The sequence below is a fragment of the Pseudomonas sp. FP1154 genome (assembly GCF_030687245.1).
GTDB classification, from domain to species: domain Bacteria; phylum Pseudomonadota; class Gammaproteobacteria; order Pseudomonadales; family Pseudomonadaceae; genus Aquipseudomonas; species Aquipseudomonas rhizophila.
Map to the genome: position 1 here is coordinate 1,929,648 of NZ_CP117465.1, position 15,588 is coordinate 1,945,235.

15 protein-coding genes are annotated in these 15,588 nt (G+C 61.7%); 11 read left to right on the plus strand and 4 right to left on the minus strand.

All coding sequences use genetic code 11. The features are described 5' to 3' along the window. Window positions 1-59 precede the first annotated feature (59 nt). Genes dsbG through dsbD form a run of 3 tightly spaced genes read right to left on the minus strand, consistent with a single transcriptional unit; the run spans window position 60 to window position 3,399 of the window. Window positions 60-827 carry a thiol:disulfide interchange protein DsbG gene (gene dsbG / locus PSH91_RS08805; RefSeq protein ID WP_076385669.1) on the minus strand — a complete coding sequence of 256 codons (768 nt, stop codon included), beginning with the start codon at window positions 825-827 and terminating at the stop codon, window positions 60-62. Further along, window positions 803-1,672: a TlpA disulfide reductase family protein gene (locus PSH91_RS08810; protein WP_076385667.1), complete on the minus strand. Its 870-nt coding sequence runs from the start codon at window positions 1,670-1,672 to the stop codon at window positions 803-805. The genes dsbG and PSH91_RS08810 overlap by 25 nt, the downstream gene beginning before the upstream one ends. Then, a complete protein-coding gene (gene dsbD, locus PSH91_RS08815) occupies window positions 1,672-3,399 on the minus strand; it encodes a protein-disulfide reductase DsbD (RefSeq protein WP_107322188.1) in 1,728 nt (575 codons plus the stop codon). The genes PSH91_RS08810 and dsbD overlap by 1 nt, the downstream gene beginning before the upstream one ends. A gap of 175 nt (window positions 3,400-3,574) precedes the next feature. Here dsbD and PSH91_RS08820 point away from each other — a divergent pair, with 175 nt between their 5' ends. The 5 genes from PSH91_RS08820 to PSH91_RS08840 all read left to right on the plus strand — a co-directional run bounded on the left by PSH91_RS08820 (window position 3,575) and on the right by PSH91_RS08840 (window position 8,043). Then, complete coding sequence (locus PSH91_RS08820; protein ID WP_047227135.1) at window positions 3,575-4,255, plus strand: response regulator; 681 nt, start codon at window positions 3,575-3,577, stop codon at window positions 4,253-4,255. Continuing rightward, on the plus strand, window positions 4,252-5,577 hold the full coding sequence (locus tag PSH91_RS08825) for an ATP-binding protein (RefSeq protein ID WP_047227136.1): 1,326 nt from the start codon (window positions 4,252-4,254) through the stop codon (window positions 5,575-5,577). Before PSH91_RS08820 ends, PSH91_RS08825 begins: the two co-directional genes overlap by 4 nt. Before the next feature lie 116 nt (window positions 5,578-5,693). After that, complete coding sequence (locus PSH91_RS08830; protein WP_076385663.1) at window positions 5,694-6,200, plus strand: GNAT family N-acetyltransferase; 507 nt, start codon at window positions 5,694-5,696, stop codon at window positions 6,198-6,200. A 118-nt stretch (window positions 6,201-6,318) separates the two neighbouring features. Beyond that, a complete protein-coding gene (locus PSH91_RS08835) occupies window positions 6,319-7,731 on the plus strand; it encodes an aspartate aminotransferase family protein (protein ID WP_047227280.1) in 1,413 nt (470 codons plus the stop codon). Window positions 7,732-7,815: 84 nt separating this feature from the next. Then, complete coding sequence (locus PSH91_RS08840; protein WP_305467899.1) at window positions 7,816-8,043, plus strand: MbtH family protein; 228 nt, start codon at window positions 7,816-7,818, stop codon at window positions 8,041-8,043. Between the two features lie 139 nt (window positions 8,044-8,182). Here PSH91_RS08840 and PSH91_RS08845 read toward each other — a convergent pair whose 3' ends face one another. Continuing rightward, window positions 8,183-9,001 (minus strand): pyruvate, water dikinase regulatory protein, encoded by an 819-nt coding sequence (locus PSH91_RS08845; RefSeq protein WP_092401788.1) that lies wholly within the window; start codon window positions 8,999-9,001, stop codon window positions 8,183-8,185. Window positions 9,002-9,180: 179 nt separating this feature from the next. On the opposite strand from PSH91_RS08845, the gene ppsA reads away from it, so the two are divergent. The 6 genes from ppsA (at window position 9,181) to PSH91_RS08875 (ending at window position 15,535) form a co-directional block, all read left to right on the plus strand. Beyond that, a complete protein-coding gene (gene ppsA, locus PSH91_RS08850; RefSeq protein ID WP_186658914.1) occupies window positions 9,181-11,556 on the plus strand; it encodes a phosphoenolpyruvate synthase in 2,376 nt (791 codons plus the stop codon). A 213-nt stretch (window positions 11,557-11,769) separates the two neighbouring features. Beyond that, complete coding sequence (locus tag PSH91_RS08855) at window positions 11,770-12,759, plus strand: alpha/beta fold hydrolase (RefSeq protein ID WP_047227141.1); 990 nt, start codon at window positions 11,770-11,772, stop codon at window positions 12,757-12,759. 127 nt (window positions 12,760-12,886) lie between these two features. Further along, a complete protein-coding gene (gene rraA, locus PSH91_RS08860; protein ID WP_047227142.1) occupies window positions 12,887-13,378 on the plus strand; it encodes a ribonuclease E activity regulator RraA in 492 nt (163 codons plus the stop codon). 25 nt (window positions 13,379-13,403) lie between these two features. Further along, window positions 13,404-14,399, plus strand: coding sequence for a zinc transporter ZntB (locus tag PSH91_RS08865; protein ID WP_047227143.1), 996 nt, complete (start codon window positions 13,404-13,406; stop codon window positions 14,397-14,399). A gap of 63 nt (window positions 14,400-14,462) precedes the next feature. Then, window positions 14,463-14,708, plus strand: coding sequence for a hypothetical protein (locus PSH91_RS08870; RefSeq protein WP_014337331.1), 246 nt, complete (start codon window positions 14,463-14,465; stop codon window positions 14,706-14,708). Between the two features lie 2 nt (window positions 14,709-14,710). Continuing rightward, window positions 14,711-15,535, plus strand: coding sequence for a mechanosensitive ion channel domain-containing protein (locus tag PSH91_RS08875; protein ID WP_047227144.1), 825 nt, complete (start codon window positions 14,711-14,713; stop codon window positions 15,533-15,535). The last annotated feature ends 53 nt before the right edge of the window (window positions 15,536-15,588 follow it).

A 15,588-nucleotide genomic window follows, 5' to 3' on the forward strand; every position in this document is an offset into this window, starting at 1 on the left:
GTCGCCACATATCCCCTGTGGGAGCGAGCCTGCTCGCGATGAGGCCCTCTAGGTCGATCTCACTTCGGCCCGAGAATCTTCACCAGCTTGTCCGGCGACGGTGCGCCTTGCTGCTGTTGCAGTTCGCCCTTGTCATCCAGGTAGAAAATCGCCGGGGTGGCGGACAGTTCCAGTTCTTCCATCAACTGCAGGTTGGCGTCCAGTTTTGCCTGGATGGCCGGCGGTATGTTTTTGAGGGGTTTGAGCGCGCTGCCCTTGCCGGCCTTCTCGTGGGTTTCCAGGGCCTGCTCAGGGTCCTTGGCCGCCAGCAATGCGGCGGATTTTCCTGGGCTGTCTTCACGGATGATGCCCACCATGATGTGGCGTAACTGCACCTTGCCGGCTTTGACCCATGGCCGTGCCTGTTCCCAGAACATGTTGCAGTACGGACAGTTCGGGTCACTGAACAGATAGACGGTGCGCGGCGCGTCCTTGCTGCCGTCGGCGATCCAGTTGCTCGCTTCCATCTTCCCCCAGATGGCCTTGGCCATTGGGGCATAGACCAGCTTTTGCAGCGGCTCGGCGCTCAGGTCCTTGCCGTCGGCGTCGTACAGGTTGCCCAGCAAGACATGCTGGCCATCGGGTGTCAGGTACAGCGCCATCCCACGGTTCTGGTATTGCGCCGCGTAACCGCGCAATCCGTCCGGCGCCTCGAACGTGCCGACGATTTTCGCGCCCTTGGCTTCGATTTTCTTGATGGCCGCGGGCAGTTCTTCGGCGTGCAGCAGCGGTGCCTGCGACAGCGTGGCGGCGACGGCCAGGGTCAGCAAGTGGCGGAGGCGGGGCATGAGGGTTTCCTTGTGGCGGAGTGGGGAGCCGAGGTTGAATCCGGCGTTTCGAAGTTCTCCAGGGCGCGGGCCAGGCTCGCTTCTGACAATTCGCCCAAGTGACTGTCCAGCAGGCGGCCGTCGGCGCTGTAGAACAAGGTGGTTGGCAGTGCCATGGAACCGACGGCTTGACCGAGGCGACCGCTGCCATCAAACAGCACGTTGTCCAGGCTCAAGCCCTGGGTGGCCAGATAAGTGCTGACGCTTTGCATGCTTTCGGCCTGGTTGACGAACAGGAACGTCAGGTCCGGGCGCTGCTGCTGGGCCTCTTCCAGCACGGGCATTTCGCGCCGGCAGGGTGGGCACCAGGTGGCCCAGAGGTTGATCACCAGGGGCCCGCCCTGATAATCGGTGAGTTTCACCGTCTCGCCGTTGGCGTTACGCAGATTGATTTCCGGCAGTCGGGTACCTTGTTCATAGATCGTCAACGACATCGTCGCCACCAGCCAGAACAACAGGCCACTGCCCACGCCGAAACCCAACGGCCGGCGCAAGGCCGGTCGGTGCCGGCCCCACAGCAACGCGCCAATCACCAGCGCGACGATCCCCGGCCAGGCCAGAAAACCGCCGTCGCGCAGGTCGACGATCTGCCACAGGTCATCCTGGTAATGGTTCCAGTAGGCGGCGACGAAGCCGATCCGTGCGGCCAGAAGCCCCAGCAAAAACAGCACGAACAGCACCGATTCCGGGTTTTCGCCACCGCGCTTGGCTACTCGCCAGCCCACCAGGGTCGCCAGTGCCAACGCGCTGATCAGCAATAGATGGTTAAGCGCAATGGCAAAGGTGCCGAGGGTAAACGTCAGCATCAGCGCGCGTTCCGAGTCATGTTCCAGTGCTCCAGGAATTCCTTGGCATTGACTTCCCCGGTGATCCGCTGGCTGCGCCGCTCTTGACCGTCGGCGCCAATCCACAGCAGGCTCGGTGGCCCCGGCACTTGATAGCGGCCCAGCAGTTCGCGACTGGCGGCATTGTCGGCGGTGACGTCCAGACGCACCAGACGTACGTCTTTCAAGGCGTCCAGCACATCGGCGCGGCCGAACACCTGTTTTTCCATGATCTTGCAGGACACGCACCAGTCGGCGTAGTAGTCCAGCAAGACCCATTGGCCCTGGGCCTTGGCCGCATCCAGTTCCCGCTGCAGGGCGGCAGGCTCGCTGACCGTGATAAAGGCATCATGGGCGCTGACGGCCGAGCTTTCCGAGGTGCCTGCATAGACCTCCAGGGGCTGGAAGAAATCATCGCCGCCACCCGCCGCGCCGATCACCAGCAGGCTGCCCCACAGACCGAACAGCAGCGACGCGCTGCCGCATACATAGGCTGTGCGACCGAAACCTTCGGTCTGCCGCCAGGCGCTATAGGCGGCAATCAACAAGAGCGTGCCCCACAGGCCGATCCACAGCGAGCCGTCGATGACCGGGCGGATCATGAGGATCGCGGTGCCCAGGAACAGAAAACCGAACACGCCCTTGAGCACATTCATCCAGGCGCCGGGTTTGGGCAGGAAACGATTGCCCACGGTCACCAATAGCAACAGCGGCAGGCCAATGCCCACGCCCATGGCGAACAGGATCAGCCCGCCGTGCAACGCATTGCCGCTTTGGGCGATGTACAGCAGCGCACCGGCCAGCGGGGCAGTCATGCACGGGCCCACCAACAGGCCGGACAAGGCTCCGAGAATACCGGCGCCCACCAGGCTGCCGCCGCGGCGCTGGCGTCCGGCACTTTCCAGGCGGTCGCGCAGGGCGGCCGGTAACTGCAATTCGAAAAAACCGAACATCGGTAGCGCCAGCACCACGAAGATCGCCGCGAAAGTGCCCAGCAGCCACGGTTGTTGCAGCAGCGCCTGAAGGTTGGCCCCCAGCAGCGCGGCGATTACGCCCATGGCGGCATACACCAGGGCCATGCTGATCACGTAGCTGATGGCCAATGCCAATCCACGCCGAGGGCTGGCGCCGCTGCCCACCACCACCCCGGCCAGGATCGGCAACATGGGCAGCGAGCACGGCGTAAACGCCAGCAACAGGCCCAGGCCAAAGAACACCAGCAGGCTCCAGCCCAAGGCCCGTTGCTGCAGGCCGCTGGCCAAGGCCTGGTCCGGCGCCTCACCATTGGCAACCGCTGGTGCAGTGCCACCCAGGTCCACCACCTGGGTCTGGGGCGGATAACACAAGCCCGCGTCGGCGCAGCCCTGGAAGCCGACCTTGATCTTGCCGGTGGCACCGGCGGGAATCTTTAGTTCCAGCGCCTGGCGATAAACCTGTTGATCGCCGAAAAACTCGTCGCTATGGGCTTCACCCTCCGGCAACTTCGGCTTTTGCGCCTCGGCAAGACCGTCGAATTTGAGTCGCTGCTGATACAGGTAGTAGCCGTCGGCAATCTGCCAGAACAACTGGGTTTCACCGGAGTCCAGGCGTTCGGAGGTGAACACGAAGGCTTTTTCCACCGGCAGGAAATCGGTTTTGGTCTCGAACGGATTGGCGGCCTGGGCCAGGCCCGAGATCAGGAGCAGCCACAGCAAAAACAATCGACGCATGGATAAAGCCTTAGAACGAAGCAAGTGGAATGCACGATGGCGACTGGCGATTAACCGTCGATTAACCCGGCGACGATCGGCAGGTAGCAATGATCGCCCATGTTTGCCGTACTCGTCGCATAATGTCGGCTTAATCGGCCGGCGGCCTAATGTACCTTTTTCCACGGGGCTTACCATGCACGTACTGGTCTGCGAAGACGATGAGTTGATCGCCAGCGGGATCGTCGCCGGGCTCACGGCCCAGGGCCTGACCGTCGAACACGTCGCCACGGCGTCGGCGGCGCGGGCGATGGTCGGCGTGGCCCGGTTCGACGTCATGGTGCTGGACCTGGGGCTGCCCGACGAGGACGGCCTTAAATTGTTGCGCCAATTGCGCCAGCAAGGTCTGGAAATACCGGTGCTGATCCTCACCGCCCGGGACTCGGTGACCGACCGGGTCGACGGCTTGCAGGCCGGTGCCGATGATTATCTGCTCAAACCCTTTGATCTGCGTGAACTCGCGGCGCGCCTGCACACCTTGCTACGGCGCGTGGCGGGGCGCAGCGTCAATCTGATCGAGCACGGTCGCCTGACCTACGACCCCAGCAGCCGGGAAACCACCCTCGGCGGACAGCCGGTGGACCTTTCCCGGCGTGAGCAGTCATTGCTGCAGGCGCTGTTGCACAGTCGCGGTCGGGTCCTGTCCACCGAGCAACTCAAGGACAGCGTCTACGGGTTCAATGACGAACTGGAAAGCAACGCCCTCAACGTCCATATCCATCACCTGCGGCGCAAGCTCGGCAATGGCATTGTCGAGACGGTCCGCGGGCTGGGTTATCGGCTGGGGCCGGCCGACGACGGGGAGTCCTCCAAGTGATGAGCCTGCGATTGCGCCTGAGTCTGACCCTCGGCGCGGCCTTCGCCCTGATCTGGGCCCTGGCGGCGGCGTGGATGCTCAGTGATCTGCGCAACCAGATGATGTTTTCCCTTGACCAGCGACTGGTGGCTTCGGCGCGGATGGTCGCCGGGCTGCTGGAGCAGATGCCGCCATTGCCCAGCAAAGGTGAAGGCACGCACCTGAGGACCGAGCATGTGAGCATTCCGGGGGGCATGGCTTGCCAGGTCAGCTCCTTGCGGGGGGAGATCCTGGCCCGCAGCCATGGCACCCCAGACCAAACCCTGGAAGCCGAGAAGCTGGGCTTTCACGACCAGATGATCGACGGCGCGCCCTGGCGCAGTTTCACCCTGGCCCGAGGGGATTTGCGCATCACCACCGCCGACCGCCAGATCGAACGCGAAGCCTTGAACATGTCGGTGCTGTTGGCGGCCTCGGTACCGGTCGGCGTGGCGCTGCTGGGCTGCCTGTGCCTGTTATGGCTGGGCATCGGCCAGGGCCTGGCACCGCTCAATCGCATGCGCGATGCATTGATGCGACGCAATGCCGACTCCCTGGAGCCTCTGCAGATCCATCCGCTGCCCAGTGAGCTGCGGCCGTTGCTGGAGACCCAGAACCAGCTGTTCCAGCGTATCGGTAAGACCATTGAGCGCGAGCGCCGGCTGACCGGCGATGCCGCCCATGAGTTGCGCAGCCCGTTGACGGCTATCAAGACTCACCTGCAAGTGGCGCGCATGACCGAAGGCGTCGCCCGCGATCAGTCCCTGGCCCGGGCCGAGGAGGGCGCCGACCGCTTGCACCGCACCCTCGAACAGTTGTTGCTGCTGGCCCGGGTCGAGGGCAGCCTGTCGTTCGACGATGGCGTGCAATGCAACGCCGAGCAAGTGGCGCGACTGGCGATCCAGGATGCGACCGGCGGAGCTCCCCAGCGGATCAAGTTGCATTTGGCACCCGGGGTGTCCGACGCGCCGGTGCAAATGCCGGCGGTGCTTTCCATCGCCGCCTTGCGCAATCTGCTGGACAACGCCTTGCGTCATACGCCGGACGGGACCGAGGTGCAATTGAGCCTGGAAATGATTGGCCAGCGTGTACGCTTCCAGGTTCGCGATCATGGTCCCGGCATTGACGCCGACGATATCCAGTACCTGACCCAGCGCTTCTGGCGCAATGGCCAGAGCACCGGCTGCGGACTGGGGTTGGCGATTGTCCAGGCCATCGTCCAGCGTTGTGGTTGCGGTCTGCATTTCGACAGCCGTCCGGACGGATTGCGGGTTGAATTGACGATGCCTGTACAGGTGGGTTAACCCAGGTCTACCGGGGAGCTGCATACATCCGTTGTAACGACCTGCCATTGGCGCACCCACCTCATCCGGGGCTATGTTTTTCTCAGCTCGACTCAAGGACTGAGGAACACCGCGCCATGGAACCACTCATTGAAATAAGCACCGCCACCCCCAGCGATGCCGGCATCATCAGCCGGATCGCCGAACGCTCCATCCGCCTCGGATGTGCCGCCGAACACCGTAACGACCCGCGCATCGTGGCAGCCTGGATACGCCACAACACCCTCGCTCACCTACAACCCTTACTGCTCGACCCAAGGTTGCGCCTGACCCTGGCGCGTTTGCAGGGGCGGCTGGTGGGCACCGCCATGGCCTCGGTTTCAGGCCGGATCGCGTTCTGCTATGTGCAACCGGAATGGTTTCGCCGCGGTGCCGGGCGAGCGCTGGTACGGGATATCGAGGGGTGGTTGCGCGGTCGCGGGGTCGTCCAGGTGACACTCAACAGCACACGCAGCAGCCATGGGTTCTATCGACATCTGGGGTTCAGGCAAAGCGCCGAGGCGTTCGCCATCGGCGGTGTCACCGCCATTGCCATGCACAAGCCACTGGTCGAGCCTGCGGGGGAAAGTTCGATTCCAGAGTAAATCCTTGCCGCGCCGGTGCGTTTCCACAACAGGAAACCTGCACGTGCGCCCCGACCGGATGCGCACCTGCCCGGTGTGCCATTTGGGTCACTACTACAGTGTATTGCGGGGTCGAGAGATGTCAGTCGCCAATAGTCTTATCGAAGCACAGCCGGCGCGGGTCAGTTGCGCGCCGACCGAGACGCTCTACCAATTCAACGAGTCGCCGCTGCTGGCCCGCCAGAGCCGGCAGGAGTCCAACGCCCGCAGCTATCCACGGCGCATTCCCTTGGCCCTCAAGCGCGCCAGGGGTTTGTATGTCGAGGACGTCGAGGGTCGCACTTTCATCGACTGCCTGGCCGGGGCCGGCACCCTGGCCCTGGGGCATAACCATCCGGTGGTGATCGAGGCGATCCAGCAGGTGCTGAGCGATGAGTTGCCTTTGCATACCCTGGACCTGACCACGCCGGTCAAGGATCGCTTCGTTCAGGACCTGTTCGGCCTGTTGCCGGCGGACCTTGCCGCCGAGGCGAAGATCCAGTTCTGCGGCCCCACCGGCACTGATGCGGTGGAAGCTGCTCTCAAACTGGTGCGCACGGCCACCGGGCGCAGCACCGTGTTGTCGTTTCAGGGCGGTTATCACGGCATGAGCCAGGGGGCGCTGAGCCTGATGGGCAGCCTGGGACCGAAGAAACCCTTGGGCGCCTTGCTCGGTAACGGTGTGCAATTCATGCCTTACCCCTACGATTACCGCTGTCCGTTCGGTTTGGGCGGTGCCTCGGGGGTGAAGGCCAATCTGCATTATCTGGAAAACCTGCTGACCGACCCCGAGGCCGGCGTGCAATTGCCGGCGGCGGTGATCGTCGAGGTGGTGCAGGGCGAGGGCGGGGTCATACCGGCCGATCTGGATTGGTTGCGCGGGTTGCGGCGCATCACCGAGCAGGCGGGCGTGGCGTTGATTGTCGACGAGATCCAGAGTGGTTTTGGCCGCACCGGTAAAATGTTCGCGTTCGAACACGCCGGCATCATTCCAGACGTGGTGGTGCTGTCCAAGGCCATCGGCGGCAGTCTGCCGCTGGCGGTGGTGGTTTATCGCGATTGGCTCGACACCTGGCTGCCGGGAGCCCATGCCGGGACCTTCCGTGGCAATCAAATGGCCATGGCTGCCGGTTCCGCGGTGATGCGTTATCTGGTGGAACACAACCTGCCGGCCCACGCCAGCGCCATGGGCGATCGCTTGAGCGAACACCTGCACGTCCTGCAGCGGGATTTTGCGCAACTGGGCGATATCCGTGGACGCGGGCTGATGCTTGGCGTCGAACTGGTTGACCCGGCCGGAATGCCGGATGCCTTGGGCCACCCGCCGGTAGATGCGCGCTTGGCGCCACGGTTGCAACGTGAATGCCTCAAACGCGGGTTGATCCTGGAGTTGGGTGGCCGGCAGGGCGGCGTGGTGCGTTTCCTGCCGCCGCTGACCATCACAGCGACGGAGATCGACCGGGTTGCCGAGATTTTCGGACGCGCCTTGAAGGCTGCCGTTGCCCAAGCCTAATTTTCACCCGGCTCCAAACGTTCCTTTCATACCCTGGCTGCGCATGCGCCGCAGTGAACCTCGAGCAAAGATGGAGAGACACCCATGACTTCAGTATTCGACCGCGAGGACATCGTCTTTCAGGTCGTGGTCAACCACGAAGAACAGTATTCGATCTGGCCTGAGTACAAAGCCATCCCCGAAGGTTGGCGTGCGGTTGGCAAAAGCGGCTTCAAAAAGGACTGCCTGGCCTACATCGAAGAAGTCTGGACCGACATGCGTCCCTTGAGCCTGCGCAAGAAGATGGAAGAGCAGGTGGCTGTGGTTCACTGACTGCAGAGCATGTAAGATCGCCTCAACCTCTGTGGGAGCGAGCCTGCTCGCGATAGCGGTGGATCAGCGACATTAATGTTGGCTGGCACTCCGCTATCGCGAGCAGGCTCGCTCCCACAGGGTTTTGTGTTGTTGCGGGTTACTTGAACCGCCGCTCCACCCCTTTCTCCACCAGGATCTTCGCCGAAATCTCCTCCACGGAAAAATGCGTGGAGTTGATGTGGGGAATGTTCTCCCGCCGGAACAGGTTTTCCACCTCGCGCACTTCGAATTCGCACTGGGCGTAGCTCGAATAGCGGCTGTTGGGCTTGCGCTCGTTGCGGATCGCGGTGAGGCGATCCGGATCGATGGTCAGGCCGAACAGCTTGTGCTGGTGGGCGCGCAGGGCGCTGGGCAGTTGCAGGCGCTCCATGTCGTCCTCGGTCAGCGGATAGTTGGCCGCGCGGATACCAAATTGCATCGCCATGTACAGGCACGTCGGCGTCTTACCACAGCGCGACACACCCACTAGGATCAAATCGGCCTTGTCGTAATAATGCGTACGGGCGCCGTCATCGTTGTCCAGGGCGAAGTTGACCGCCTCGATGCGCTCCATGTAGTTGGAGTTATGACCAATGGAATGGGACTTGCCGACCGAGTAGGACGAATGCTCGCTCAGCTCCTGCTCCAAAGGCGCCAGGAAGGTGGAAAAAATGTCGATCATGAAACCATTGGACATTGCGAGAATCTCACGGATGTCCTGATTGACGATGGTATCGAAGATAATCGGGCGAAAACCGTCGGTTTCGGCGGCTTTATTGATTTGCTGTACCATGGCCCGCGCTTTGTCGACGTTGTCGATGTACGGACGTATGAACTTGGCGAAGGTAATGTTTTCGAATTGCGCCAACAGGCTTTGGCCCAGTGTTTCGGCCGTGATGCCGGTGCCGTCGGAGATAAAGAAAGCAGATCGTTTCATTTGCGCCTTGGGCCCTAGTGAGCTAGTGACGATTCTTGGATATGATAGGCGCGATTTGCCGGCCGCCAGTGGCCCGCATTCTCACTTATTTTCCAGGTCCAGGCCATATCGCCGGTATTCGCTCCCCTGGAGCCACCGGTGCCTTGAGCTTTTCCAACACAGTTAGTGGAGAGATCACCTTGGTAGAGTACGTAGTTTCCCTCGATAAGCTCGGCGTCCATGATGTAGAGCATGTGGGGGGCAAGAACGCATCCCTGGGCGAGATGATCAGTAACCTCGCCGGTGCCGGCGTATCGGTGCCAGGTGGCTTCGCCACGACGGCTCAGGCTTATCGTGACTTTCTGGAACTGAGCGGCCTGAACAAACAGATCCACGACGCGCTCGATGCCCTGGACGTCGATGACGTCAACGCCTTGGCCAAGACCGGCGCCCAGATCCGCCAATGGATCATGGAAGCCGAGTTTCCCGAGAAGCTGAACGCCGAAATTCGCACCGCCTTCGCCAAACTGTCCGAAGGCAATCCCGACATTGCCGTCGCCGTGCGCTCCTCGGCCACCGCCGAAGACCTGCCGGATGCCTCCTTCGCCGGCCAGCAGGAAACCTTCCTGAATATCCGTGGCGTGGAAAACGTCATCCGTGCCGCCAAGGAAGTCTTCGCTTCCCTTTTCAATGACCGTGCCATTTCCTACCGTGTGCATCAGGGCTTCGACCACAAACTGGTCGCCCTGTCTGCCGGTGTTCAGCGCATGGTCCGCTCCGAAACCGGCACCGCCGGGGTAATGTTCACCCTCGACACCGAGTCGGGTTTCCGTGACGTGGTGTTCATCACTGGCGCCTACGGCCTGGGTGAAACCGTCGTACAAGGCGCGGTGAACCCGGATGAGTTCTATGTCCATAAAGGCACACTGGAAGCCGGTCGTCCGGCCATCCTGCGCCGTAACCTGGGCAGCAAGGCCATCAAAATGGTCTACGGCGACGAAGCCAAGGCCGGTCGTTCGGTCAAGACCGTCGACGTGGACAAGGCCGAGCGCGCGCGCTTCTGCCTGAGCGACGCCGAAGTCAGCGAGCTGGCCAAGCAGGCGATGATCATCGAGAAGCACTACAAGTGCCCGATGGACATCGAATGGGCCAAGGACGGTGACGACGGCAAGCTGTATATCGTGCAGGCCCGTCCGGAAACCGTGAAGAGCCGTACCCAGGCCAATGTCATGGAGCGCTATCTGCTCAAGGAAACCGGCACCGTGCTGGTGGAAGGCCGTGCCATCGGCCAGCGCATCGGCGCCGGCAAGGTGCGGATCATCAAGGACGTCTCGGAGATGGATAAGGTCCAGGCCGGTGATGTGCTGGTTTCCGACATGACCGACCCGGATTGGGAACCGGTGATGAAGCGCGCCAGCGCCATCGTCACCAACCGCGGCGGACGTACCTGCCACGCGGCGATCATCGCCCGTGAACTGGGCATTCCGGCTGTGGTCGGTTGCGGCAACGCCACTCAGTTGCTCAAGGACGGCCAGGGCGTCACCGTGTCCTGCGCCGAAGGCGATACCGGCTATATCTTCGAAGGCGAACTGGGCTTCGACATCAAGAAGAACTCCGTGGACGCCATGCCGGACCTGCCGTTCAAGATCATGATGAACGTCGGCAACCCGGATCGCGCCTTCGACTTCGCGCAACTGCCGAACGCGGGTGTGGGCTTGGCCCGCCTGGAATTCATCATCAACCGCATGATTGGCGTGCACCCCAAGGCGTTGCTGAACTACGACGGCTTGCCGCCGGAGATCAAGGACAGCGTCGACAAGCGCATTGCCGGTTACAACGATCCGGTCGGTTTCTACGTCGAGAAACTGGTGGAGGGCATCAGCACCCTGGCGGCTGCGTTCTGGCCGAAAAAGGTCATCGTGCGCCTGTCGGACTTCAAGTCCAACGAATACGCCAACCTGATTGGCGGCAAGCTCTACGAGCCGGAAGAAGAAAACCCGATGCTGGGCTTCCGAGGCGCTTCGCGTTACATCAGCGAATCGTTCCGTGACTGCTTCGAACTCGAGTGCCGCGCCCTCAAGCGTGTGCGCAACGAGATGGGCCTGACCAACGTCGAGATCATGGTGCCGTTCGTGCGCACCCTGGGCGAAGCGAGCCAGGTTGTCGACCTGTTGGCGGAAAACGGCCTGGCCCGTGGTGACAACGGCCTGCGCGTGATCATGATGTGCGAGCTGCCGTCCAACGCGATCCTCGCTGAAGAATTCCTTGAATTCTTCGACGGTTTCTCCATCGGCTCCAACGACCTGACCCAGCTGACCCTGGGCCTGGACCGTGACTCCGGCATCATCGCGCACCTGTTCGACGAGCGGAACCCGGCGGTCAAGAAGCTGCTGGCCAATGCCATTGCCGCCTGCAACAAGGCCGGCAAGTACATCGGCATCTGCGGTCAGGGCCCTTCGGACCACCCGGACCTGGCTAAGTGGCTGATGGAGCAGGGCATCGAAAGCGTTTCGTTGAACCCCGACTCCGTACTGGAGACCTGGTTCTTCCTGGCTGAAGGTCAGGCTGCGGTCTGATCGAGTGAAGGGGCCTCACCGGCTGATGTCAGTCGGTGAGCGCAGCCCTTGTGGGAGCGAGCCTGCTCGCGATGGCGGAGTGTCAGTCAACGTTGATTTGCTGATCCACCGCCATCGCGAGCAGGCTCGCTCCCACAGGTTGCGCGGCAGCCCCTTTTGATTGAAGTAGGGCGGGCTCCAGGCGGATGCCGCCCTTTTTTGTGCAAGAGCATTATGCAAAGCAGCAGCAACCTTTTTCCTGTCGCCCTGATCAGCGCCGAGCGGCGTGGTGATCTGAGCGAAGACGTCTATCGTCTGAAGCCCGGCAACAGCCCGGACTACAGCGTTGAACTGGCCGTCACCCGACTGGGCATGGCCGACGGCAGCGAGGTTCGCGGCGTTCCCGTGATCCTGCTGCACGGCAGTTTTTCCAACCGGCGCTTCTGGTATTCGCCCAAGGGCCTGGGGTTGGGGGCCTATCTTGCGCGGCTGGGCTTTGACGTGTGGATTCCCGAAATGCGCGGCCATGGGCTGTCCCAGCGCAATCACGACTACCGCAAGAACCGCGTGGCCGATTACGCTCGTTACGACCTGCCGGCCATCGGCGCCTTTGTGCGTGAGCAGAGCGGGCAGGTGCCGCACTGGATCGGCCATTCTTTGGGCGGCATCACCCTGGCGGCGGCCTTGGGCGGTCACTATCTGGGCGAGCCGGCGGTGGCTTCGGCGGCGTTTTTTGGCACCCAGGTCAGCCGCACCTATTGGCCGCTGAAGATCCCGCCGGTGGAATGGAGCGGACGTTTCATTCTCAAGCGTTTTGCCCAGTTGTCCGGTTCGCGGCTCAAGCGCGGCCCGGAGGACGAGCCCATCGGCCTGGCGCTGGAGAGCATGCGCTGGTATGGCCTGTTCGGGCGTTTTGGTGATGCGCAGAAGAACTGGTGGGCGGGGCTGGCCGATGTGCAGGTGCCGATACTGGCGGTGAGCGCGGCCGGCGACCAGCAGGATCCGACCTGGGCTTGCCGCAAACTCTTCGAGCAGGTCGGCTCTGCGCACAAGCAGTTTGTCTGCCTGGGCCGGGAGCAGGGCTTTACCGACGATTTCGGCCATGTCGAGATGCTGGTCAGCAAAGCGGCCCATGCTGAGGTCTGGCCGCTGGTGGCGCGTTGGCTGGCAGATCAGCATGCACCGCTACTGGCGGATCCATCCAGGCTGGCCGAAGCGGTTTGAAGCGAAGGCTCTGACAAGGGCATTTCGCTCTTGTCGGCTTGCGGCTAAGATATGACGCGATACGCGGTTCCGGTCACAAACGGTTGCTCACTCAGCCTGACGTTCCAGCCTTTACAGGAGTTGTTCAATGAACCATTACCTCACGCCCGACCTGTGCGACGCCTACCCGGAGTTGGTGCAAGTGTTGGAGCCGATGTTCAGCAATTTCGGTGGCCGCGATTCCTTCGGCGGCGAAATCGTGACCATCAAGTGCTTCGAGGACAACTCCCTGGTCAAGGAGCAGGTGGAACTCAAGGGCAACGGCAAAGTGTTGGTGGTCGATGGCGGCGGCTCACTGCGCCGGGCATTGCTGGGTGACATGCTGGCCGAAAAAGCCGCGAAAAACGGCTGGGAAGGGCTGGTGATTTACGGTTGCATCCGCGACGTCGACGTCATTGCCCAGACAGACCTTGGTGTCCAGGCCCTGGCCAGCCATCCGATGAAAACCGACAAGCGTGGCATCGGCGATCTCAATGTCGCGGTGACCTTTGCCGGCGTGACGTTTCGTCCAGGCGAGTATGTCTATGCGGACAACAACGGCGTGATTGTGTCGCCCAGCCCGCTGAAAATGCCTGAATGAAGCGTCAAAGCCATAAGGGATGAGGATGTTCGAGGAAGAAAACGCGCAATGGGGGCTGGTGCATGCCCTGGTGCTGGACGGTAATGGTGGCGCGCGTTCGATAGCCCGGACAGAACTCGACGATTTGCAGTTACAGGCCCACGAAAGCTTGTGGCTGCACTGGGATCGCAGTCATCCGCAAACCCACACCTGGCTGCGCAAGTCCAGTGGCCTGAGCGAATTCAACTGCGACCTGCTGCTGGAGGAGAACACCCGGCCGCGCCTGTTGCCGCTGCCCAACGCCGAACTGCTGCTGTTTCTGCGCGGCGTCAACCTCAATCCGGGCGCAGAACCGGAGGACATGGTGTCGGTGCGGATCTTCGCGTCCCCCCAGCGAGTGATCTCCCTGCGCCTGCGTCCGTTGCGCGCCACCGATGAACTGTTGACGCAACTGGCCGAGGGCGAGGGGCCAAGGACTGCGTCGGAACTCATCCTTTATATGGCGCAGTACCTGACCAACAAGGTGCAGGATCTGGTCACCCAGCTCTCGGAAATCGTCGATAGCGAAGAAGAAAAGATTGATACCGACGAACGGTATACCCCCGAGCATGATGCCATTTTGCACATTCGCAGAAGGGCGGCCGGGCTGAAGCGGTTCCTGGCCCCCCAGCGGGATATTTTCGGCCAGATGACACGGCTCAAACTGCCGTGGTTTGTCGAGGATGATGGCGATTACTGGAATGAATTGAACAACAGCCTGACCCGCTACCTCGAAGAGCTGGAATTGACCCGAGAGCGCGTGGGGCTTGTGCTGGAGGCCGAGGACCGGCGTCTGTCGGTGCGTATGAATCGCACCATGTACCGCTTCGGCATCATCACCGGGATTTTTCTGCCGATGAGTTTTCTCACCGGTCTTTTGGGCATCAACGTCGGCGGTATTCCGTTCTCCGAAAGCCCTTATGGCTTCCTGGTTGCATGCCTGTTGATGGTCGGCGTGGCCCTCGGTCAGTGGTGGCTGTTCCGCCGTTTGCGCTGGGTTTGACGGGGCGCCATGTGACCTGCCGAAATTTGATCGCGTCTTTCACAGACATCACGAGAGGTGCGTATGCACGATCCGTTTGAACAGTCTTTGCGCGACATGCTCAAGGCTTCGCCGTCCAGCCGGGACGACGATGCATGCCTGGGACGTGTACTGAAAACCGCCAACCGCCAGGTTGGCGCCGGCGATCTGTTCAGCCTGCTGGGCCGCTGGTTGCCCGCGCTGATGATCGCCCTGAATAACGGGTCGGCCCACGTTTCGCCGGTTTCCCGTCGTAAACCTGTTACTCGCACCGCTGATAAGGCTGATTGAATATGGAACTTGATCTCTGGACCCAGAGCCTCGTCACGGCAATGACCGCGTTGTGGACCAAGGTGGCTAATTTCATCCCCAACCTCTTCGGCGCCCTGGTGGTGCTGTTGTTGGGGTTCGTGGTGGCCAAGCTGCTGGACACCCTGCTTTCAAAACTGCTCGCCAAATTGGGGCTCGACCGCCTGATGGGCGGCACCGGCCTGACCAAGCTGCTGTCGCGCGGTGGCATTCAGGTTCCGATCTCGACCTTGGTCGGCAAGATCGTCTACTGGTTCGTTCTGCTGATTTTCCTGGTTTCTGCCGCTGAATCCCTGGGCCTTGAGCGAGTTTCAGCTACGCTCGATATGCTTGCGCTGTATTTGCCGAAGGTTTTCGGTGCCGCGCTGGTATTGCTGGTGGGCGTTCTGCTGGCGCAATTGGCCAACGGGCTGGTGCGCGGCGCGGCCGAAGGTGTCGGGCTTGACTACGCCCAGGGCTTGGGGCGAATTGCCCAGGGCCTGGTGATCATCATCAGTATTTCGGTCGCGATCAGCCAGTTGGAGGTCAAGACTGACCTGCTCAACCATGTGATCGTCATCGTATTGATTACCGTTGGTCTGGCGGTTGCGCTGGCAATGGGGTTGGGAAGCCGGGAAATCGCCGGCCAGATTCTTGCGGGAATCTATGTGCGTGAATTGTATGAGGTTGGGCAACAAGTGCGTGTTGGCGAGGTCGAAGGCCAGATCGAAGAGATCGGCACGGTGAAGACCACATTGCTGACCGAGGAGGGTGAATTGGTATCGCTCTCCAATCGGATCCTACTGGAACAGCATGTGAGTAGCCGCTAACCCGGCAAACCCTGCTAATGTATGCCGCCGCAAAATGCCCGTTAACGCAGGCT